Annotated in this window: 17 protein-coding genes; 6 read left to right on the top strand and 11 right to left on the bottom strand. The window is 72.6% G+C overall.

Annotated features, from left to right (window positions below; all coding sequences use genetic code 11):
• Positions 1-15: 15 nt before the first annotated feature.
• From sucB to ABR738_RS11675, 3 genes are all read right to left on the bottom strand, one after another.
• Positions 16-1,848, bottom strand: coding sequence for a 2-oxoglutarate dehydrogenase, E2 component, dihydrolipoamide succinyltransferase (gene sucB / locus ABR738_RS11685; protein WP_350229903.1), 1,833 nt, complete (start codon positions 1,846-1,848; stop codon positions 16-18).
• Positions 1,849-1,903: 55 nt separating this feature from the next.
• The gene (lpdA, locus tag ABR738_RS11680; RefSeq protein ID WP_350229902.1) at positions 1,904-3,292 is read right to left on the bottom strand and encodes a dihydrolipoyl dehydrogenase; all 1,389 of its coding nucleotides are present in this window, start codon (positions 3,290-3,292) and stop codon (positions 1,904-1,906) included.
• A 330-nt stretch (positions 3,293-3,622) separates the two neighbouring features.
• Positions 3,623-5,143: a leucyl aminopeptidase gene (locus tag ABR738_RS11675; protein WP_350229901.1), complete on the bottom strand. Its 1,521-nt coding sequence runs from the start codon at positions 5,141-5,143 to the stop codon at positions 3,623-3,625.
• Between the two features lie 360 nt (positions 5,144-5,503).
• On the opposite strand from ABR738_RS11675, the gene ABR738_RS11670 reads away from it, so the two are divergent.
• The 4 genes from ABR738_RS11670 (at position 5,504) to ABR738_RS11655 (ending at position 11,200) form a co-directional block, all read left to right on the top strand.
• Positions 5,504-7,495, top strand: coding sequence for a hypothetical protein (locus tag ABR738_RS11670; RefSeq protein WP_350234529.1), 1,992 nt, complete (start codon positions 5,504-5,506; stop codon positions 7,493-7,495).
• Positions 7,496-7,535: 40 nt separating this feature from the next.
• Entirely contained in the window at positions 7,536-9,086 is a 1,551-nt protein-coding gene (gene pelF / locus ABR738_RS11665; RefSeq protein ID WP_350229900.1) for a GT4 family glycosyltransferase PelF, read from the top strand.
• The gene (locus ABR738_RS11660) at positions 9,083-10,519 is read left to right on the top strand and encodes a hypothetical protein (RefSeq protein ID WP_350229899.1); all 1,437 of its coding nucleotides are present in this window, start codon (positions 9,083-9,085) and stop codon (positions 10,517-10,519) included. The genes pelF and ABR738_RS11660 overlap by 4 nt, the downstream gene beginning before the upstream one ends.
• 63 nt (positions 10,520-10,582) lie before the next feature.
• Positions 10,583-11,200: a spherulation-specific family 4 protein gene (locus tag ABR738_RS11655; protein ID WP_350229898.1), complete on the top strand. Its 618-nt coding sequence runs from the start codon at positions 10,583-10,585 to the stop codon at positions 11,198-11,200.
• 21 nt (positions 11,201-11,221) lie between these two features.
• Here the strand turns inward: ABR738_RS11655 and ABR738_RS11650 are convergent, their stop codons facing one another.
• Positions 11,222-12,004 carry an adenosylcobinamide-GDP ribazoletransferase gene (locus ABR738_RS11650; RefSeq protein ID WP_350229897.1) on the bottom strand — a complete coding sequence of 261 codons (783 nt, stop codon included), beginning with the start codon at positions 12,002-12,004 and terminating at the stop codon, positions 11,222-11,224.
• Between the two features lie 78 nt (positions 12,005-12,082).
• Between ABR738_RS11650 and ABR738_RS11645 the strand changes: the two genes are divergently transcribed.
• On the top strand, positions 12,083-12,838 hold the full coding sequence (locus ABR738_RS11645; protein ID WP_350229896.1) for a hypothetical protein: 756 nt from the start codon (positions 12,083-12,085) through the stop codon (positions 12,836-12,838).
• Here the strand turns inward: ABR738_RS11645 and ABR738_RS11640 are convergent.
• The 4 genes from ABR738_RS11640 to ABR738_RS11625 form a co-directional block, all read right to left on the bottom strand.
• A complete protein-coding gene (locus ABR738_RS11640) occupies positions 12,787-13,518 on the bottom strand; it encodes a hypothetical protein (RefSeq protein ID WP_350229895.1) in 732 nt (243 codons plus the stop codon). The genes ABR738_RS11645 and ABR738_RS11640 overlap by 52 nt on opposite strands.
• Positions 13,515-15,284: a phosphatidylglycerol lysyltransferase domain-containing protein gene (locus ABR738_RS11635; RefSeq protein WP_350229894.1), complete on the bottom strand. Its 1,770-nt coding sequence runs from the start codon at positions 15,282-15,284 to the stop codon at positions 13,515-13,517. Before ABR738_RS11635 ends, ABR738_RS11640 begins: the two co-directional genes overlap by 4 nt.
• Before the next feature lie 81 nt (positions 15,285-15,365).
• Entirely contained in the window at positions 15,366-16,451 is a 1,086-nt protein-coding gene (cobT, locus tag ABR738_RS11630) for a nicotinate-nucleotide--dimethylbenzimidazole phosphoribosyltransferase (RefSeq protein ID WP_350229893.1), read from the bottom strand.
• Positions 16,452-16,481: 30 nt separating this feature from the next.
• A complete protein-coding gene (locus ABR738_RS11625; RefSeq protein WP_350229892.1) occupies positions 16,482-17,678 on the bottom strand; it encodes a bifunctional adenosylcobinamide kinase/adenosylcobinamide-phosphate guanylyltransferase in 1,197 nt (398 codons plus the stop codon).
• A gap of 80 nt (positions 17,679-17,758) precedes the next feature.
• On the opposite strand from ABR738_RS11625, the gene ABR738_RS11620 reads away from it, so the two are divergent.
• Positions 17,759-17,968 carry a hypothetical protein gene (locus ABR738_RS11620; protein ID WP_267053613.1) on the top strand — a complete coding sequence of 70 codons (210 nt, stop codon included), beginning with the start codon at positions 17,759-17,761 and terminating at the stop codon, positions 17,966-17,968.
• A gap of 40 nt (positions 17,969-18,008) precedes the next feature.
• Here the strand turns inward: ABR738_RS11620 and ABR738_RS11615 are convergent, their stop codons facing one another.
• The 3 genes from ABR738_RS11615 to ABR738_RS11605 form a co-directional block, all read right to left on the bottom strand.
• Complete coding sequence (locus ABR738_RS11615) at positions 18,009-19,106, bottom strand: S1C family serine protease (protein WP_350229891.1); 1,098 nt, start codon at positions 19,104-19,106, stop codon at positions 18,009-18,011.
• A gap of 167 nt (positions 19,107-19,273) precedes the next feature.
• A complete protein-coding gene (locus ABR738_RS11610; protein WP_350234528.1) occupies positions 19,274-20,026 on the bottom strand; it encodes a class I SAM-dependent methyltransferase in 753 nt (250 codons plus the stop codon).
• 41 nt (positions 20,027-20,067) lie between these two features.
• A complete protein-coding gene (locus ABR738_RS11605; RefSeq protein ID WP_350229890.1) occupies positions 20,068-20,664 on the bottom strand; it encodes a DUF3043 domain-containing protein in 597 nt (198 codons plus the stop codon).
• Between the last annotated feature and the right edge of the window lie 94 nt (positions 20,665-20,758).

Raw genomic sequence — 20,758 nt, 5'->3', positions numbered from 1 at the left:
GTGCCGTGGAGAGCCTTACAGGCCGAGCTCGACCTCGAACTCGCCGGCCTCCAGGATCGCCTTGACCGCCGTCAGGTAGCGGGCGGCGTCGGCGCCGTCCACCAGACGGTGGTCGTAGGACAGAGCCAGGTACGTCATGTCGCGGACGCCGATGACGGTGCCCTCGGCGGTCTCGATGACCGCCGGACGCTTGACGGTGGCGCCGATGCCCAGGATGGCGACCTGGTTCGGCGGGACGATGACGGTGTCGAACAGCGCACCGCGCGAGCCGGTGTTGCTGATCGTGAACGTCGCGCCCGACAGCTCGTCCGGGGTGATCTTGTTGCCGCGGACCTTGCCGGCCAGCTCGGCCGTGGCCTTGGAGATGCCGGCCAGGTTGAGGTCGCCCGCACCCTTGATGACCGGGGTCATCAGACCCTTCTCGGAGTCGACGGCGATGCCGATGTTCTCCGAGTCGAAGTACGTGATGGTGCCCTCGTCCTCGTTGATCCGGGCGTTGATGACCGGGTGGGCCTTCAGCGCCTGGGCCGCCGCCTTCACGAAGAACGGCATCGGGGACAGCTTGACGCCCTCACGCGCGGCGAAGGCGTCCTTCGCCTGGTTGCGCAGCTTCATCAGCTTCGTGATGTCGACCTCGACGACCGTGGTCAGCTGGGCCTGCGAGTGCAGCGCCTTCATCATGTTGTCGCCGATGACCTTGCGCATGCGGGTCATCTTGACCGTCTGACCGCGCAGCGGGGACGCCTCGAGGGACGGGGCGGCCTTCTTCGCGGCCGGGGCGGCGGCGGCCGGAGCGGGAGCCTTGGCGGCCTCCGCGGCGGCGATGACGTCCTGCTTGCGGATGCGACCGCCGACGCCGGTGCCCTTGACCGCGCCCAGGTCCACACCGGACTCGGAGGCGAGCTTGCGGACCAGCGGCGTGACGTACGCGCCGTCGTCACCGGAGGCCGGGGCGGGGGCCGGAGCCTGCGGGGCCGGGGCGGCGGCCGGAGCCGGCGCCGGGGCGGCCTGGGGGGCCGGGGCGGCCGGAGCCTGAGCGGCGGCCGGGGCGTGGGCCTGGGGAGCCGGTGCCGGAGCGGCAGCCGGTGCAGGAGCCGGGGCGGCAGGTGCCGGAGCGGCCGGGGCAGCGGCCGGAGCCGGCGCCGGGGCGGCCTGGGGGGCCGGGGCGGCCGGAGCCTGAGCGGCCGCCGGAGCCGCGCCGGGCGCACCGATGACGGCGAGCTTGGCGCCGACCTCGGCGGTCTCGTCCTCACCGACGACGATCTCGAGCAGCACGCCCGCGACCGGAGCCGGGATCTCGGTGTCGACCTTGTCCGTGGAGACCTCGAGCAGCGGCTCGTCCTCGGCCACCTCCTCGCCGACCTCCTTGAGCCAGCGCGTGACGGTGCCCTCGGTCACGCTCTCGCCGAGCGCCGGAAGCACGACGTCGGTGCCCTCGGCGGAGCCACCGCCGGAAGCGGCCTCGGCCGTGGGGGCCGGGGCGGGCGTCTCGGCCTCGGTGGACGGCGCGGCCTGCGGGGCCGGAGCCTCCTGCGCCGGAGCCTGCTGCGCCGGGGCCTCCTGCGCCGGGGCCTCCTGCGCCGGGGCGGCCTCGGCCGCCGGGGCGCCCGAGCCGTCGTCGATGACGGCGAGCTCGGCGCCGACCTCGACGGTCTCGTCCTCGGCCACCTTGATGGAGGCCAGGATGCCGGAGGCGGGGGCGGGGATCTCGGTGTCGACCTTGTCGGTCGAGACCTCGAGCAGCGGCTCGTCGGCCTCGACGCGCTCGCCCTCGGCCTTCAGCCAGCGGGTGACGGTGCCCTCGGTGACGCTCTCGCCGAGCGCCGGAAGGGTTACGGAAACCGACATGGTTTCGGTTGCTCCTTACGAATTGCGGGGAAGTGGTCGTCGCGCCCGGGGGCTGTCAGTCGTGGGAGTGCAGCGGCTTGCCGGCCAGGGCCAGGTGGGCCTCGCCCAGCGCCTCGTTCTGCGTCGGGTGCGCGTGGATGAGCTGCGCGACCTCGGCCGGCAGCGCCTCCCAGTTGTAGATCAGCTGGGCTTCGCCGACCTGCTCGCCCATACGGTCACCGACCATGTGAACGCCGACCACGGCGCCGTCCTTGACCTGGACGAGCTTGATCTCGCCCGCGGTCTTGAGGATCTTGCTCTTGCCGTTGCCCGCGAGGTTGTACTTCAGAGCGACGACCTTGTCCGCGCCGTAGATCTCCTTGGCCTTGGCCTCGGTGATGCCCACGGAGGCGACCTCGGGGTGGCAGTACGTCACCCGGGGCACGCCGTCGTAGTCGATCGGGACGGTCTTGAGGCCGGCCAGACGCTCCGCCACCAGGATGCCCTCGGCGAAGCCGACGTGCGCGAGCTGGAGCGTCGGGACCAGGTCACCGACGGCGGAGATGGTGGGCACATTGGTGCGCATGTACTCGTCGACCAGGACGTAACCGCGGTCCATCGCGACGCCCTGCTCCTCGTAGCCGAGGCCGTGGGAGACCGGGCCGCGGCCGATGGCGACGAGCAGGACCTCGGCCTCGAACTCCTTGCCGTCCGCCAGCGTGACCTTCACGCCATTGGCGGTGTACTCCGCCTTCTGGAAGAAGGTGCCCAGGTTGAACTTGATGCCGCGCTTGCGGAACGCGCGCTCCAGGATCTTGGAGCTGTTCTCGTCCTCGACCGGCACGAGGTGCTTCAGACCCTCGATGACGGTGACGTCGGTGCCGAAGGACTTCCACGCCGAGGCGAACTCGACGCCGATGACGCCGCCGCCCAGGATGATCGCGGACTGCGGGACGCGGTCCAGCGTCAGCGCGTGGTCGGAGGAGATGATCCGGTTGCCGTCGATCTCCAGACCCGGCAGCGACTTCGGCACGGAGCCGGTCGCCAGCAGGACGTGACGGCCCTGGACACGCCGGCCGCCCACGTCCACCGAGGTCGGGGAGGACAGGCGTCCCTCACCCTCGATGTAGGTCACCTTGCGGGAGGCGACCAGGCCCTGGAGTCCCTTGTACAGGCCCGAGATGACCTCGTCCTTGTACGCGTGGACCGCGTTGATGTCGATGCCCTCGAAGGTGGCCTTGACGCCGAACTGGCCGGCCTCGCGCGCCTGGTCGGCGATCTCGCCGGCGTGCAGCAGGGCCTTCGTGGGGATGCAGCCGTTGTGCAGGCAGGTGCCGCCGAGCTTGTTCTTCTCGATCAGTGCGACGTCCAGGCCCAGCTGCGCTCCGCGCAGGGCGGCGGCGTAACCGCCACTGCCACCGCCGAGGATCACTAGGTCGAAAACGGTGCTGGCGTCGTTCGCCACGTCACGTCCTCCATGCATGTGCGCCGGGCGCGGTCGTCGATGACCGGCGGCGGCTGGTATCGGCCGCTTGTCTTCGGCCCTGTGGTGGGGGCCCTGTCCTGCCGAGAACCCATCTTCGCACTTGTTGACGGAAGGCGGGACGCGGGGCCGGGGTCTGAGACCGCTGATCGCCGGACTCGGCGGTCTCAGCGGTGACTGCGCACCGCGCCTCGGCGCGCGGATTTCATCGACAGCGAAATCCGGCCGAGGTCTGGCGGTACGGAGCGCGAAGGCGGGCGGCCCCGGCACGGATGCCCGGAGCCGCCCTGTGTGCCGGCTGTGCGCGGCCGCTCAGCCGAGGTCGCCCGCGGCGGCGTGCTCCGCGAGCCGGACCAGGGTGCGCACCGAGGAGCCGGTGCCGCCCTTGGGGGTGTAGCCGTGCGGGCCGCCCTCGTTGTAGGCGGGACCCGCGATGTCCAGGTGGGCCCAGGTGATGCCCTCGCCGACGAACTCCTTCAGGAACAGGCCGGCGATGAGACCGCCGCCCATCCGCACGCCCATGTTGGCGATGTCGGCGGTGGGGGAGTCCATCGTCTTGCGCAGGTTCTTCGGCAGCGGCATCGGCCAGGACTGCTCGCCGGCCTCCTCCGCGATCTCGTGGATCGCGGTGCGGAAGGCGTCGTCGTTGGCCATGATCCCGAAGGTGTGGTCACCGAGGGCCAGCACCATCGCGCCGGTCAGGGTGGCGACGTCCACGATCGCGTCCGGCTTCTCCTCGGAGGCCTTCCACAGCGCGTCGGCCAGCACGAGCCGGCCCTCGGCGTCGGTGTTCAGGACCTCCACGGTCTTGCCGCTGTACATGCGCAGCACGTCGCCGGGGCGGGTCGCGGAGCCCGATGGCATGTTCTCGGCCAGCGCAAGCCAGCCGGTGACGTTGGCCTCGACGCCCAGGCGCGCGGCCGTGACGACGGCGGCGAACACGGCGGCGGCGCCGGCCATGTCGCACTTCATCGTCTCGTTGTGGCCGGCCGGCTTGAGCGAGATGCCGCCCGAGTCGTAGGTGATGCCCTTGCCGACGAAGGCCAGGTGCTTGGCGTTCTTGGCGTGGGTGTAGGAGATCTTCACCAGGCGCGGCGGGTTCTTCGAGCCGACGCCGACGCCGAGGATGCCGCCGAAGCCGCCCTTCTCCAGCGCCTTCTCGTCGAGCACCTGCACCTTGAGGCCGTGCTCCTTGCCGGCGGCCGAGACGACCGCGGCGAAGGCCTCGGGGGTCAGGTCGTTCGGCGGGGTGTTGACCAGGTCGCGGGCGCGGTTGATCTCCTCGGCCAGGGCCAGGGAGCGCTCGACGGCGGCCTTGTGGGCCTTGTCGCGCGGCTTGGCGCCGAGCAGCGTCACCTCGGCGAGCGGGCCCTTGGCGTCGGCGCCGCGATCCTGGTACGCGGTGAAGGCGTAGGAGCCGAGCAGGGCGCCCTCGCCGATCGCCTCGATGTCCTCGGCGGCCTCGATGGGCAGCGCGAAGGCGGCCTTCTTGATGCCGTGCAGGGCGCGGGCGGCGTTGCCCGCGGCGGTGCGCAGCACCTCGGAGGCGTACGCCTCGTCCTTGGCGGGGGCGGTGCCGAGGCCGACCGCGAGGACGAACGGCGCCTTGAGGCCGGAGGGCGACACGGCCTTGGTCACCTCACCCTCAGCGCCGCAGGCGCCGAGGGTCTCCAGGACGGCGGCGAGCTTTCCGTCGAACGCCTTGTCCACGGCCTCGGCGCCCGGCGCGACGACCAGCCCACCCTTGGGGCCGGCGGCCTTGGCGACGCCGACGACGAGGGCGTCGGCGCGCAGCGTCGCCGCGCCGGCAGTGCTGAGAGTCAGAGCAGTCACGGTGGTGAGATCTCTCTTCCTTGAGAATCCTGTGGAGTGTTCGACCGTCGTATGGGCCGGCCGAGGCCCGGTCCATCGTATTTGGGGCCGGTCGTCCACCAGCCACGAGCCTACGCGCGCGAACGGCGTTCGATCGCGGTGGCCTTAATTCACTCATCCGTGGTGTCTCTTTCACGTTTGGCCCACACGCTCCCTGAGAGCTCCGCCACACTCACCTCGATCGGGCACAGGGGGCAGCGTGCCCCTTTGCATCATCACCACGGGCCTCCGTACGCACCCGCGTACAGGGGCTCATGAGGGGGACACATGAAGGCGAAGGCCTTGAAAAACGGCAGAACCAGGTGGGCGCTCACGGCCCTGATGGCCGCCGGACTTCTCACCACGGCCGTACCGGCCGCCGGCGCGGTGGGCACGACCGTGCCGCGCGTCGACCTGAAAGTGCTGGTCCTGGACGACGGCGGGAGCGCGGTCGCGGCCCTGGTGGCCGAATTGAAGAACACCCAAGTGCCCTACCAGAGCGTCGCGTTGGCGGCGTCGGGGCGGCCGGTCGTCGACGCGGCCTTCCTCAGCGACACCGTGGGCGGCCGGCCACGGGCGAAGTTCCAGGGCGTCGTCGCGCCCAACGAGATCCCCTTCGGCGCGGCCGGCTCGCCCGAGCAGACCGCTCTCGCCGCGTACGAGAAGACCTTCGGGATCCGCCAGGTCGACGCCTACACCTGGGCGCACCCCGAGGTCGGGCTCGACTACACCGACCAGCCCGGCGGCTTCTCCGGCGTCCTGGACGGCACCACGACGCAGGTCACCGCGGCCGGCAAGGCGGGGCCTTTCGGTTATCTCGACGGGCCGCTGACCTTCGAGGACAACGATCCCGCCGTGCCCGAGAGCTACGGCTACGCGGCGCACCCCAGGGACGGCTTCACCAGCTACCTCGACGCGCCGTCCGGCGGCTCCATGCTCGGCCAGTACACCCACGACGGCCGCAGCGAGCTGGTGGTCACCTTCGCCTACAACCAGTACCAGGAGCAGTTCCAGGCGCTGTCCAAGGGCATGGTGGAGTGGCTGACCCAGGGCGTCCACCTGGGCCAGAGCCGCAACTACTTCGCGGTGCACGTGGACGACGTGTTCGCCCCCGACTCCCGCTGGGACAGCGTCAACAACTGCACCCCGGGCGACCTCGACTGCCCCGCCGGCGGCGCGAACAACCCGGACATCCGCATGACGGCCGCCGACGCGCAGTACGCGGCGCAGTGGGAGGCCGCCAACGGCTTCACGCTCGACATGGTCTTCAACGGCGGCGCGGGCGAGGAGTGGAAGTCCGAGAACGGCGGCACCGACGCGCTGGCCGCCCAACTCATCGCCGACAAGGCCAAGTTCCGCTGGGTGAACCACACGTACACCCATGAATTCCTCGGCTGTGTGCAGGACACCACCGTCGTGCCGTGGCAGTGCAAGAAGAACGCCGACGGCTCCACGCAGTGGATGAGCCGCGCCGACATCTCCGCGCAGATCTCGCAGAACAACACCTGGGCCGCCCAGAAGGGCCTCCCGGTCGACAGGAGCGAGCTGGTCACCGGCGAGCACTCGGGCATGCGGGTCCTGCCGCAGCAGCCCGACGACAACCCGAACCTGGCGGGCGCGCTCGCCGACAACGGCGTCAAGTGGACCGGCGGCGACGCCTCGCGCGAGCCGGACCAGCGCGCGGTGGGGGCCGCGCTCACCGTCCCGAGGCACCCGATGAACGTGTACTACAACGCCGGCAAGGCCGCCGAGATGACCGACGAGTACAACTGGCTGTACACCTCCAAGGCCAGCGGCGGAAGCGGCATCTGCGAGAACAACCCGGTCTCCACCTGCATGCCCGCGCCGCTGGACACGGCCACCGGCTACCAGGACTACATCGTCCCCCGGGAGGCGAAGACCGCCCTCTCGCACGTCCTGTGGAACGACCCGAGGCCGACGTACGTCCACCAGTCCAACCTGGCAGAGGAGCGCATCCTCTACCCGGTCCTGGACAAGGTGCTCGGCGCCTACAAGGCGCTGTACGCCGACAACGCCCCGATCGTAAACCTGCGCGAAAAGGACGCGGGAACCGAACTCGCCCGCCGGGCGTCCTGGGACAAGGCACTGGCCGCCGGCACGGTGACCGCCTACCGGATCGGCGGCGTCGTCACGGTGCAGGCGCCCAAGGGCGTCTACGCACCCGTCACCGCGCCCGAGGGGACGCGCAAGCAACTGTTCGTCGGCACCACGGCGTTCGGCACCGCCTACGCGGGGCTGCGTTCCGACTGGTCGTCGCCCGAGCTGCTTCAGTCGGCGATCACGCTGCAACTGCCGGCCACGCCGACCGCCTGATCGCTCGTCACGCACGACCGCTTGTCCTGGGGGGACATTCATGCCGAGCAGTGGCCGTCATGTCACCATGCTCACGGAAGGTACGTATCCGCATGTGCACGGGGGTGTGAGCACATGGTGCGACCAGCTCATACGCGGCATGCCGGAGGTCGACTTCACCGTCGTCGCCCTCACCGGCAGTGGCCGCGAGCCGGTCGCCTGGGAACTCCCGGCCAACGTCCGCAGCCATACGGCCTTCCCCCTGTGGGGGCCGCGGCCCGGCGGACGGCGGCCGCTCCTCGGCAAGGAAAAGCGCCGGTTCACCGACACCTACGAGCGCTTCCTGCTCGCCCTGCTCGACCCGGAGTCCGGCTGCGACTTCGCCTCGGCCCTCTACGGGCTCGCGGAGTTCGCCCGGGCCGGGCGGCTCACGGCGGCGCTGCGCTGCGAAGCGGCCTTGAAGTCGCTGATGTGGATCTGGACCATGCCGCACCTGGCACTGTCCAAGGCGAAACCGTCCGTGTACGACGCCCTGACCGCCACGGACCTCCTGGAACACGCACTGCGCCCGCTGTCCGCCCGCGTTCGCGCGGACAGCGTGGCGCACGCGGTCAGCAGCGGCCTCGCCACGCTGCCCGCGCTCGCCGCGCGGCACTTCGACGGGGTGCCGTTCCTGCTCACCGAGCACGGCATCTATCTGCGTGAGCGCTACCTCGGCCACCGCGCGGGCGAGCAGAGCTGGCCCGTCAAGGCCGTGCTGCTCGGCTTCTACCGTGAGCTCAACGCGCTCGGATACCGCGATGCCGACCTGATCACGCCGTGCAACCAGTACAACCGCCGCTGGGAGGAGCGCCAAGGCGCGCCGTCCGAGCGGATCCGTACCGTCTACAACGGCGTCGACCCCGAGCTCTTCCCGCACGCCGGGCCCGACCCGGACGTCCCCACCCTGAGCTGGTGCGGACGCATCGACCCCATCAAGGACCTGGAGACCCTCGTCCGCGCGTACGCCATCGTGCGGGCCGAACTCCCCGAGACCCGGCTGCGGTTGTACGGGCCCGTGCCGGCCGGCGGCGGCGACTATCTGACCCGGCTCGAAAAGCTCGCCGCCGAACTGGGGGTGAGCGACGGCATCTCCTACGAGGGCCGGGTCAGCGACACGGCGAGCGCCTACGCCTCGGGCACCGTGGTGATGCTCTCCAGCATCAGCGAGGGCTTCCCCTTCTCGTTGATCGAGGCCATGAGCTGCGGGCGCGCCACCGTGTCCACGGACGTCGGCGGCGTACGCGAGGCGGCCGGCGACGCGGGGCTCATCGTGCCGCCGCGCGAGCCCGCCGTGATGGCCGAAGCCGCCATCGGGCTGCTGCGCGACCACACGCGGCGGGCCGAACTCGGCGCCGCCGCGCGCCGACGCGTGATCGACGAGTTCACCCTGCACCGCTCGGTGGACGGCTTCCGCCGCATCTACCGCGAGCTGGCCGGAATCGACGCGTCCGAGCCCGCCCCCGCCGTCTTCACACCCGAGGACGACTGGACGCTGCGGCTCGCCGCCCCCTGGTACCGCGGCCTGTCCGAGGACGCCGGGGCCGTCTCCCTCGGCGGGGCGACGCGGTGAGCGGATCCCCGCGGCCCGGCGGGGACGAGGGGCAGGACACCCTGCCCTTCATCCCGCGCCAGCGCCCGCCCGGGCCGGCCGCCGAGGAACCCGTCGCCCAACTCGCCCTGCGTCTGGAGGGGTTGATAGCGGCCGCCGTCCACCCGGACGAGATAGCCGCGATCATCGAGTCCGACGGCATGACCGACGCGCGGATAAGCGCCGTCTACGGCCACCCCGACTCCTTCTCGCTGGCCGAGGAGCTGTACGGCCGGGTCGGGCGCCGCTACCCCTCGCCCCCCGCGCCGCCGCCCGAGCCCTGGCACACCCATCTGGGCTCCTGTCTGCTGCGAGGCCTCGTCTTCGCGCTGCCCGGGCTCGCCTACATCCTGGGCGCACCCCTGCTGGCCGGGCCGCCGGCCGCGCTCGGACTGCCCGCGGGCACGCTCTCGCTGCTCGCCGGCGCGGTCACCGGCTGGGTGTGGAACCAGTCGCTCTCGCACCGCGCCCATTCCTGGCTCAGTCTCGCCGACCGCCCGGCCGCCGTCCGCGCCCTGCGCCTCGGCGCCCCGCTCGGCGCCGCCCTGAGCGCGCTGGCCGCGTTCGCCGTGGCGGGCCCCGACGACCTGCCGGGCGCCGCGTTCGCCGCCGGCCAGTGCTGCTATCTGGCGGCGGCCACCGCGCTGCTCGTCCTCGGCCGTGAACGCGCCCTGTTCTGGGCCCTGTTGCCCCTCACCCTCGGCCTCCTGCCGGGCCTGCCGTCTGCCGCCGGCTCCCTCCTGCTGCTCGTCTCGCTGGGCTCGGCGGTGACGCTGGCCGTGCGCGCCCTGTGCGCCGAGCCGGCCGGGCCGGGGCCGGGCGGCGCCGTCTCGCCCCGGCTCACGGCGTCCGTGCCGTACGGCCTGTTCGGGCTCGGGGCCGGGGTGCTGGTCCTGTACGCCGCCCTCGGCGACATCTTCCGGCACGGCTCAACGGGCACGGTCGCGGGCCCCTCCGCGGTCGCCCTCACCCTCAGCATGGGCCCCGCCGAATGGCTGCTGCACCGCTTCCGCGCCCAGAGCCTGGCCGGGCTGCGCGGCTCCCTGAGCGCGCGCGGCTTCCGGGGCTCGGTCGCCGTCACCGTGCTGCTCTGCCTCGGCGCCTACCTCCTGGTGCTCGCCGTGCTCGCCGAGGCGGGCACCGGGCTGTGGCCGGGCGCCCCGGCGCTCGGCGGCGTCGGCCTCGCCACGCTGCTGCTGATCGGCGCGGTGCTGTGGACCGGGCTCCTGCTCCAGTCGTTCGGGGCGGCGGTGGCCGCGGCCGTGGTGTGCTGCGCGGCGGCGCTCGCCCAGACGCTCGCCCTGGTGTTCGCCGCGCCGCCGAGCACCGGCCTCATGGTCCCGGGCGGCGCCGCCGCGTTGCTCGCCGCGCTGGCCTGTGTCCTGCTGGGAAGGGCCACCGCCCACCGACCCTGACCCCGTCCCCCCGTTCACCCCTCCCGGACACCGAGCGTCCCGGGCGCGCAGCGAGGAAGTGGCATGAGCAAGCTCCTGGTGCCCTACTACGAGCACCCGGCCGAGCGCCCCGACGCCTGGGACGCGCTGATCGCCGCCGCGCCCTCGCTGTACGGGGTGGTCCTCAACCCGGCCGACGGGCCCGGGAGTTCGCCCGACGCGGCCTTCGCGGCGGTGGCCGCCCGGCTGCGCTCGGCGGGCGTACGCGTACTCGGCTATGTGGACACCGCCTACGGCCGGCGCCCGCCGCAGGACGTCATACGCGAGGCGGCCCGTCACCACGACTGGTACGGGACGCACGGGCTCTTCCTCGACCAGGCGGCCACCAGCGCCCTGCACCTGCCCTACTACGCCGACCTGCGGACCGCACTCGCCGCGACCCACGACACCTACGTCACGCTGGTCCTCAACCACGGCGCCGTGCCGCAGCCCGGCTACGCCCGGATCGCCGACCTCCTGGTCACCTTCGAGGGGCCCTGGTCGGCGTACCGGCCGAACCTCGGCGCCGGGCCCGACACCTGCCACCTGGTCTACGAGGCGCCGCCCGGCGCCCTCGCCCGGGCGCCGGTCCACTGCCTCGTACCCGGCGGGCCCCCGCACCCCTGGGGCACGCTGCCGCACCATCTGGAACCCGCCCCGTGAGGTCGGCCGACGGTCAGCGGGTCAGCCGACGGTCAGCGCGACCAGCGTCACCGTCGCCGCGCTCTCCGCGACGGCGCCGAACACATCGCCCGTCACCCCGCCGAACCGCCGCACACAGCGCCGCAGCAGCACCTGCGCGACAGCGAGCGCGGCCACCACGGCCAGCGCGAAGCGCGGCGCCGTCCGCACCCCCGACACCAGCCCCGCCGCCGCGCACAGCGCCGTCACCACGACGGCCACCACGGCCGCGCGGACGACGGGCACCGTGCCCGCCACCACGGCGCCCAGGCCCTCGGGGCGGGCCGCGGGCACGCCGCGCCGCGCGGCCAGCGTCAGGGCGGTGCGGGCGGCCACCGCGGCGACGACGGTGGCCACCGCGGCCCGGACCCAGCCGTGCTCGTACAGCCGCGCCAGGGCCGCGATCTGGGCGCCCAGGCAGAACAGCAGGGTGACGACGCCGAACGGGCCGATGTCGCTCTGCTTCATGATGCGCAGCGCGTCCTCGGCGGGCTTGGCGCTGCCCAGGCCGTCGGCGACGTCGGCGAGTCCGTCCAGATGCAGGCCCCGGGTCAGCAGCGCGGGCACCGCCGCGGCCACCACCGCCGCGAGCGGGGCACCCGTGCCGAGCGCCCAGCACCCGGCGCCCGCGGCCGCCGCGCACAGGCCGACGGCGAGGCCCGCGAGCGGGGCGAGTGTCATGCCCGCCCGTGCGGCGTCGCGGTCCCAGCGGGTGATACGGGCGGGAAAGACGGTGAGGGTGCCGAAGGCGAAACGTACGCCGTGCAGGGCCTTCCTTGCGTTCACCCGGCGCAGGCTATCCTGCGCGCCCCGCCCGCCCCCGGCGGTAAATTGCGCATACCAGCGCAAACAGGAGCGGGTGGGATGGGTCACTGGTTCTATCGGAACATCACCGAGCCGGGCAAGCTCCCCATGCTGCTCGCGCTGACCGCGTTCGTCCTGACGTTCGTCGTCACGCGCTCCATCACCCGCCTCATCCGGGCCGGGCGCGGCCCGTTCGGGAACATCAAGCCGGGCGGCCTGCACATCCACCACGTGGTGCCCGGGGTCATCCTCACGATCGTCGGCGGCTTCGGCGCCGTCGGCAGCGGCCGGCACGGGGTCGCGCCGGCCGTCTTCGCCGTGCTCTTCGGGATGGGCGCGGGCCTGGTGCTGGACGAGTTCGCGCTGATCCTGCACCTGGACGACGTGTACTGGAGCGAGAACGGGCGCAAGAGCGTCGAGATCGTGGTCCTGGCGGCCGCGCTGATGGCGCTGGTTCTCGCCGGGTTCTCACCGCTCGGCGTCAACGACGTGAGCCCGGGGGAGCGCCAGGACCGCAGCTCGTTCATCACCACCATCGCGGTCAACTTCTGTTTCGTGGTGATCGCGCTGTTCAAGGGCAAGGTGCGGCTCGCGATGATCGGCACGTTCGTGCCGTTCGTGGCCCTGTTCGGCGCGATCCGGCTTGCCCGCCCCGGCTCCCCCTGGGCCCGGCGCCTCTACCGCCGGCGCCCGCGCGCCCGCGCCAGGGCCACGCTGCGCGCCTATCACCACGACCGGCGCTGGTCAGCGCCGCGCCGCAGGTTTCAGGACTGGATCGGCGGCGCGCCCGACAAGCTTCCGGCGCGCCGGTCCTGATCCCCGTCGCCGCCCCGGGGGCCGCGTCGCACCCAGGTGAGCCAGCAGATCACGGCGACGGTGATGAGGGCCGCGATGTGCTCCTTGCCCGCGAGGTTGTTCTTCACCACCACCTCGACGGCCATCGAGCCCGCCACCACCGCGGCCGTCAGATACGCCCGGTAACGCCAGCACACGTACACCGCGAGCGCCACCACGGCCGCCGAGGGCCCGGTGTCGACCATCGCGGCCGCCGAGGCGGGCAGGCCGAAGACGCTGTCGGGGCCGATGTGGATGCCGACGCGCGCGTACAGGGTGCCGGCCAGCGTCGCCGCGTAGGCGATGAGCAGCATCCGGCCGCGTCCGATGCAGATCTCCGCGACGCCGAAGACGAGCAGGACCTGGGCGAGCGCGCCCCAGACCGGCAGGTCGAGGGCGGGCACGAAGAGCGAGAAGGGGGTGCGCAGGAGCGAGAGCCACAGCGGGTACTGGGCCTTGACCGACCCGATGATCTGGATCGGCCGAAAGCCCCAGGACTGGTTCTGGACGGTCTGGAAGAGCGAGGTGAGGGCGACGGCGGAGAGGGTCAGCCAGATCGCCCGCAGGCGCCGGGTGCGCAGCGCGTCCGCCACGGTCGTGAACAGGGGGCCCCACTCGCGCCGGGCGAACCGGCGCAGCCCCCGTCGCGCACCACCGTTCATCTGTGGGACTCCAGGTGTCTGCGGTGCAGCCACTTGGGCAGGCCGGGGGCTTCGAGGAACCCCTCGGCGCGCGCGGACGCGATGGCGATGCGCGGCAGGTCCGCGCTCTTCTCGAACAAGGTGAACCGAGGCTCCCAGATCGGCCGGTACTTGGCGTTGGACCGGTAGAGGGACTCGATCTGCCACCAGCGGGAGAAGAAGCTGAGGAGCGAACGCCACAGCCTCAGCACGGGTCCTGCCCCGAGCTTCGAGCCGCGCTCGAAGACGGAACGGAACATCGCGAAGTTCAGTGAGACCTGAGTGATCTCGATCTCCTTGGCGCGCTGGAGGAGTTCGATCACCATGAACTCGATCAGGCCGTTCTCGGAGGCGCGGTCACGGCGCATCAGATCGAGCGAGAGGCCGCGCGGGCCCCAGGGCACGAAGCTGAGCAGCGCCCTCAACTCGCCTTCCCCGTCGAAGCATTCGAGCATCATGCACTGGCCGTCGGCGGGATCGCCCAGGCGGCCGAGCGCCATGGAGAAGCCGCGCTCGGTGGCGCCGTCGCGCCAGTCGTCGGCCTTGCGCAGCAGTTCGTCCATCTCCTGGGCGGGGATGTCCGCGTGGCGGCGGATCCGCACCTCGTACCCGGCCCGCTTGACCCGGTTGTAGGCCTGGCGCACGGTCCGCATCGCGCGGCCCTCCAGGGTGAACTCGGCGATCTCCACGATCGCCTCGTCGCCCATCTCCAGGGCGTCCAGGCCGTGCCGGGCATAGATCTGCCCCGCTTCCTCGCTCGCCCCGGTCACCGCCGGGATCCAGCCGTGCTCGCGGGCCTCGGCCAGCCACGGCTCGATGGCGCCAGGCCACGCCTCGGGGTCGCCGATCGGGTCGCCGGAGGCCAGCGAGACGCTGTTGATCACGCGGTAGGTGACGGCGGCCTTGCCGGTGGGCGACCAGATCACGGCCTTCTCGCGGCGCAGCGCGAAGTAGCCGAGCGAGTCGCGTTCGCCCTGCTTGTCCAGGAGCGCGCGCAGCCTCTCCTCGTCCTCGACGGTCAGCGGGTCGACGGCCCTGCGGTTGCGGAAGGCGGCGTAGATGACGGCGATCAGGAGCAGCGTGGCCAGCACGTTGATGACGACGTTGACCCAGCCGGGGGTGGTGATGCCCTGGGTGTGCCGGTCGTCGGGGACCAGGAACACCAGCCGCATCAGGCCGTAGCGCCAGCGATCGAGGAACGTCGACTGGTCGGTGCCGTCATAGGTGTTGGTCGCGCTGACCAGGACCGCGGCGATCAGCGAGGTGACGAGCAGGCCGCCGACGGCGGTCACGACCGCGGCCAGCGGGTTGGAGCGGTCGCCCTTGGCGTAGAACTCGCGCCGTCCCACCACGAGCGCCACCACGAACGCGGTGGTGAGGGCGAGCGAGATCCAGTTCTGCGCGTAGCGGTGGAAGCCCGGCAGCGCCATGACGTAGGCGAAGAGCAGCAGGAAGAGCCCGCCGAGCACCATGTTCAGGATCCACGCGGCGCGCTTGCGGCGGCGCATGGTGACGGCGAGGAAGAGCGTGACGACACCGGAGGTGAAGCCGGCTTCCAGCAGGTACGGCGTGAAGTAGTCGTCCGTGTTGTGACGCCGAAGCCCCTGGCCGAGGGTGACCCACACGGCACTGAGGAAGTTGATGAACGTCACGACGCGCAGGTACCAGACGGCGAACGCCGCGCCATGACGCGACCGGGCGGTGCTCCGGTCTGTTGCTTCGGTGGTGCTCAAGCGGACTTCTCCCATGAAACGCGATGATATGGGGGACCAAGGCGTTCCACGGTGGCCGCGGGCCCGGCCGGGTAAGCCCCCGGCCGGGCCCGCGGCTCACGCGTTGCCGCTCTCCTTCGTGCTCCCCGCGCGCTGGTCGGCGCGCTCGGGCAGTTCCGCGGCGAGTGCGGCCGCGGCTTGGACGAGAGGAAGAGCGAGCAGTGCCCCGGTTCCTTCGCCCACTGTGACGCCATGATCGAGCAGAGGGTTGAGCGCCATCCGGTCCAGTGCCTTGGCCTGGCCCGGCTCGCCGCTCCTGTGCCCCGCCAGCCACCAGTCCGGGGCCCGGAACGCGGCGCGCTGGGCCACCAGTGCGGCGGCCGCGGAGACGACGCCGTCGAGGATCACCGGCAGCCTGCGCACCGCGCACTGCAACAGGAAACCCGTGGTCGCCGCGAGGTCGGCGCCGCCGACGGCGGCCAGCAGTTCGAGCTGGTCGCCGAGGACGGGCCTGGCCCGGCGCAGCGCGTCACGGATCGCGGCGCACTTGCGCATCCAGGCCAGGTCGTCGATGGCGGCGCCGCCGCGCCCGGTGACCACCGAGGCGTCCGTCCCGCACAGCGCGGCGATCAGGACCGCCGCCGGCGTGGTGCCGCCCACGCTGAGGTCGCCGAGCACCATCAGGTCGGTGCCGGAGTCGGCCTCCTCGTCGGCGATCTTCACGCCGAGCCGTACGGCCGCCTCCGCCTCCTCCACGGTGAGCGCGTCCTCGATGTCCACGCGGCCGCTGCCGCGCCGCACGCGGTGGCGCACCACGTCGTCGGGCAGCAGGGCGGGATCGCAGTCGAGCCCGGCGTCGACGACGCGCACGGGCACGTTCTGGCGGCGGGCGAGCACCGCGACCGGGCTCGCGCCGTCCAGGACGGAACGGACAAGGGTGTGCGCCGATGAGGCGGGGCGGGCCGATACGCCCAGGCCCGCCACGCCGTGGTCACCGGCGAAGAGCACCACGCGGGGGCGCTCGACGGCCCGGACCGGGCTCGCGCCCTGCGCCGCCGAGAGCCAGGTGGCCAGCTCGTCGAGCCGGCCGAGCGCGCCGGGGGGCACGCTCTGCCGCTCCCGGCGTTCCTCGGCATCCCGCCGCACACCGTTGTCGGGGCGTTCGATCAGATCGGAGAAGTCGTCCAGGTTCAGCCTGCTCATCTGCCGAACAGTACCGCCAGCGGGCCGACCTCAGCCGCGCAGCGTGAGCGCCTGGCCCGCCACGACGAGCAGCACCTGCTCGCACTCGGCCGCGAACGCCGCGTTCAGGCGCCCCAGTTCGTCCCTGAAGCGCCGCCCCGACGCCGTCGCGGGCACCACGCCCGAGCCCACCTCGTTGCTCACCGCCACCACCGTGCGCGCGGTGGAGCGGACGGCGGCGACCAGCTCGGCCGTACGCTCACCGAGGGCCCGTTCGCCGCCCGCCGCCCACTTCTCGTCGTCCCACGCGCCGACCCGGTCCATCGCGTCGGTCAGCCACAGTGCCAGACAGTCGATGAGCAGCGGCGGCCCCGGCTCGTCGAGCAGCGCGGCGAGCTCACAGGTCTCCTCGGTACGCCAGGTGGCGGGCCGGCGTTCGCGGTGCAGCCCGACCCGCGCCGCCCACTCCCTGTCGCCCTCGCGGCAGCCGCCCGTCGCCACGTACACGACGCCGGGAAAGCCCTGAAGGCGCCGCTCCGCCTCCACCGACTTGCCCGAGCGCGCGCCGCCGAGCACGAGCGTGCGCCGGGGCAGATCGGGCACCGCGTGGTACTCGCCGACCACAAGCGTCGTGCCGTCGGGCACCGCACGCGCGCCGAGCGCCGCGAGCCGGCGCGCCAACTCCCGCCCCGGCGGCACGTCGTGGTCGATGTGCACCGCGATCACATCCGTGGCGGGACCGATGCCGCCGGCCGCCCGCAGCCGCGCCAGCGCGTCGGGGCGGCCGGTGACGTCGGCCACCACCATGTCGTACGGGCGCGTCGCGCTCTGCCCGGCGGGCGCGGCCCCCGGCGGCAGATACAGCAGCCGTTCGCCGTCGGGCGAGGTCACCTCGTATCCGGTGCCCGGCGCGTCGAGCGGGACCGCGAGCACCCGGTGGCCGCTGATCAGCGTCAGTCTGCGGCCGTCGGGCACCCGCCCGGCGGCGGGCAGCCCCGCCGGCAGCTCGACGGCGGGCCCGTCGTGCGGATGGGTCAGCAGCACCTGGCGCACCCCGGTGAGCGAGTGCCCGGCCCGCGCGGCGGCGAGCGCCGCGCCCGGGGTCAGGTCGAGCAGCAGCGCGCCGTCGACGAGCAGGGCGGTGGCGGCGCGCGCGTCGCCACCGAGGGCGAGCGCGCACGCGGCGCAGGGACAGTCGGGGCGCGGCAGGCCTGCGGGGGCCCCGGTGCCGAGGAGAGTCAGTTCCACAGCCACGATCCTCCCGCGTAACCGGCCCTCTTGCGCGCCCGGTTACGCTGCGGGCAGCAACGTGACGTAAGGAGGCGGACATGGCGTGGACGTGGCGTTTCGAGAAGTCGGACGGTACGGAGGTCGAGCCGGCGGTGGCGCCGGAGGAGTTCACGACCCAGGGCGATGCGGAGTCCTGGATCGGTGAGGTGTGGAAGGACCTGCTGGAGGGCGGGGCCGACCAGGTCTTCCTCTTCGAGGACGGCACGAAGATCTACGGCCCGATGAGCCTGCACGCCGAGCAGGTCTGAGGCCGGCACCGGGCCGGGTCCGCGCCCGGCCCGGCCGGGTTCAGATCTCGCCGAGGGTGACGTCGGCCGTCCTCCTGGCGCCGTCGCGGGTGTACGTCACCTGGACCTTCTGGCCGGGCTTGTCCGAGGCCAGCGCCTCGGTGAGGGCGGTGATCGAGGTGATGTCGGTGGCGCCGAGCCGGACGATGATGTCGCCCACGCGCAGGCCCGCCTTGGCGGCGGCTCCGTTCGCCGGGGCCGCCACCACCGCGACACCGGCCGGCTGGTAGCCGGAGTCGACCACGGTGCGCCCGGTGATGCCGAGCGCGGCCCGGCCCGAGTCGGTGACCCTGCCGTTCTTGATGATCTGGTCGGCGACCGTCTTGACCATCGAAACCGGGATCGCGAAACCGATGCCGGGAGCCGCGCTGCCGCCCATGTCCGGGTCGGTCGCGGCGAGCGTGGGAATGCCGATGATTTCGTCGTCCAGGTTCACCAGGGCGCCGCCGCTGTTGCCGGGGTTGATCGCGGCCGAGGTCTGCACCATGTTGGCGATGGTGGCGCCGGTCCCGCCGCCGTCCCTGCCCTCCGAGACGGTGCGTCCGGTCGCGGACACGATGCCCTGGGTGACGCTGGAGGAGAGTCCGAGCGGGGAGCCCATCGCCAGCACGATCTGGCCCATCTCGACCTTGGACGAATCCCCGAACCTGGCCGGCTTCAGACCGCTGGGCACCGAATCCAGCTTGATCACGGCGAGGTCCTGCTCGGGGTAGGCCGCGACCAGTTTCGCGGTGATCGCCGAACCGCTGCCCGAGGCCGTCACCTTGAACGTCCGCTCGTTGCCCACGACATGGGCGTTGGTGACGATGTGCCCCTGCGCGTCGTAGACGATGCCGGAGCCGAGGCTGTTGGACGCGTCGATCTGCACCACCGAGGGCAGCACGTCCTTGATGACGCGCTGGTAGTCGCTCTGGAGGCTGTCGGTCCCGCCCGAGCCGTTGCGCTGGGGGGTCGACGGGCTCGCGGACGCGCTCGGCGACGCCTGGGGGGCCGCCGTGCCGGCGGGCGAACAGCCGCCCAGGACAAGGGCGGTGGCGACGGCGGCGGTCACCGGCCATGCCGCACGGCGCACCCGGCCGGGGCGAAGAGATGCATCCATGGCAGGAGTATCCCTTTGGTCCGATATGACGGCCTGTCGGTGCACCCGATCAGGTACCGGGGTCCCGGGCCGGGGCCCACCCGGCGGATACCCGGGCCCCGCGCCGGGTATCCGCGCGGCTTCTCAGTCCGTACGCCTCAGTGCCGCACGCCTCGGTCCCGCACGCCTCAGTCCCGTACGCCGAAGAGGTGCAGCAGCGCGGCCACCTGCCGGTAGGGGTCGGTGCGCCCGGCGCGGTCCTCGGCCGCGAGCATCCGCTCCAGCTCGTCCGCCGGGGGCAGTTCGGCCTCATTGGGCACGTTGTCGGTGAAGACCCGCACCCCGTACCAGGTGTGCAGGGGCGCGGCGATCCCGTCCAGCGTGCGGGTCAGCGCCGCGAGCCGGTCGGCGCGGACCGGCAGCCCGATCCGGTTGGTGTAGGCGTCGGTGTCGAAGGCGGCGAGCGCGCCCGCCCAGTCGCCCGCGAGCCCCGGCCGCACCGCCAGCGCGTCCGCGTTCCGTACGAGCAGCGACAGCAGGCCGCCGGGGGCCAGCATCCGGGCGAGTCCGGCGAGCATGGCGTCCGGCTCCTCGACGTACATCAGGACGCCGTGGCAGAGGACCACGTCGAAGGAGCCCGGCAGGAAGTGCACCCCGGTCTCGCGGCCGTCGCCCTCGATCAGGCGGACCCGCTCGCGGATGCCCTCCGGTTCGGTGGCCAGCGCGTCCCGGGCGACCTTGAGCATCGCCGCGTCCGACTCGAGCCCGGTCACGGAGTGCCCGGCGCGGGCCAGGCGCAGGGCCTGGGTGCCCTGGCCCATGCCGACGTCCAGGACGCGCAGGCGCCGGCCCACGGGGAAACGCCCGGATATCTGCTCGTCGAGGTGACGGGCGACGAGTTCCTGGCGGACGACGTTGCGCAGCCCGCCAAGACCCTTCAGCCAGGCGCCGGAGGCGCCGGTGAACCCGGACGGCTTACCGCTCAGGGCTTCTCTCCGCGCTTGACCTGCGGCTTGGGCAGCCGCAGCCGGCGCATCTGGAGCGTGCGCATCAGACCGTAGGCGACGGCGCCCTTCTTCGGCTCGTCGGGGAAGCGGGCGGCGAGCGCCCTCTTGAGCCGGAAGGCGAGCCCGATCGAGTCCAGCACGATGAGCACGATCACCACGAGCCACAGCAGCAGCGAGAGGTTCTGGAGGCTGCCGATCCGGATCATCGAGAGCACCAGGATGATCACCGCGAGCGGCAGGAACATCTCGGCGACCGAGAACCGGGAGTCGACGAAGTCGCGGGCGAACTTGCGCACCGGGCCCTTGTCGCGGGCCGGCAGATAACGCTGGTCGCCATTGGCAAGCGCCTCGCGCTGCTTGGCCATGTCGACCCGGCGCGCCTCGCGCTGACGCTTGGCGGCCTCCTTGCGGTCGGCCGGCACGGTCGAGGCACGGCGGCGCTGGGTCTGGGCCTCACTCCGCTTGGGAGTGGGGCGCCCCTTGGGGGCCTCGGGGTCGCGGGGCGCTTTGGAGAGGTCCGCCGTCACCTTGTCGGTGGGGGCCTTCTCTGCGTTGGAACGGCTACGGAACACAATCCCCAAGGGTACGGGGTGCCCGGCATGGACCCCAGGCCGGTGGGGAACGATCCCACAACGCCTTGCGTCCGTAGAGGCGGGACGTACTGTT

Source organism: Streptomyces sp. Edi4 (assembly GCF_040253615.1).
Lineage (GTDB): Bacteria > Actinomycetota > Actinomycetes > Streptomycetales > Streptomycetaceae > Streptomyces.
This window is presented reverse-complemented; position numbering and strand designations above follow the sequence as displayed.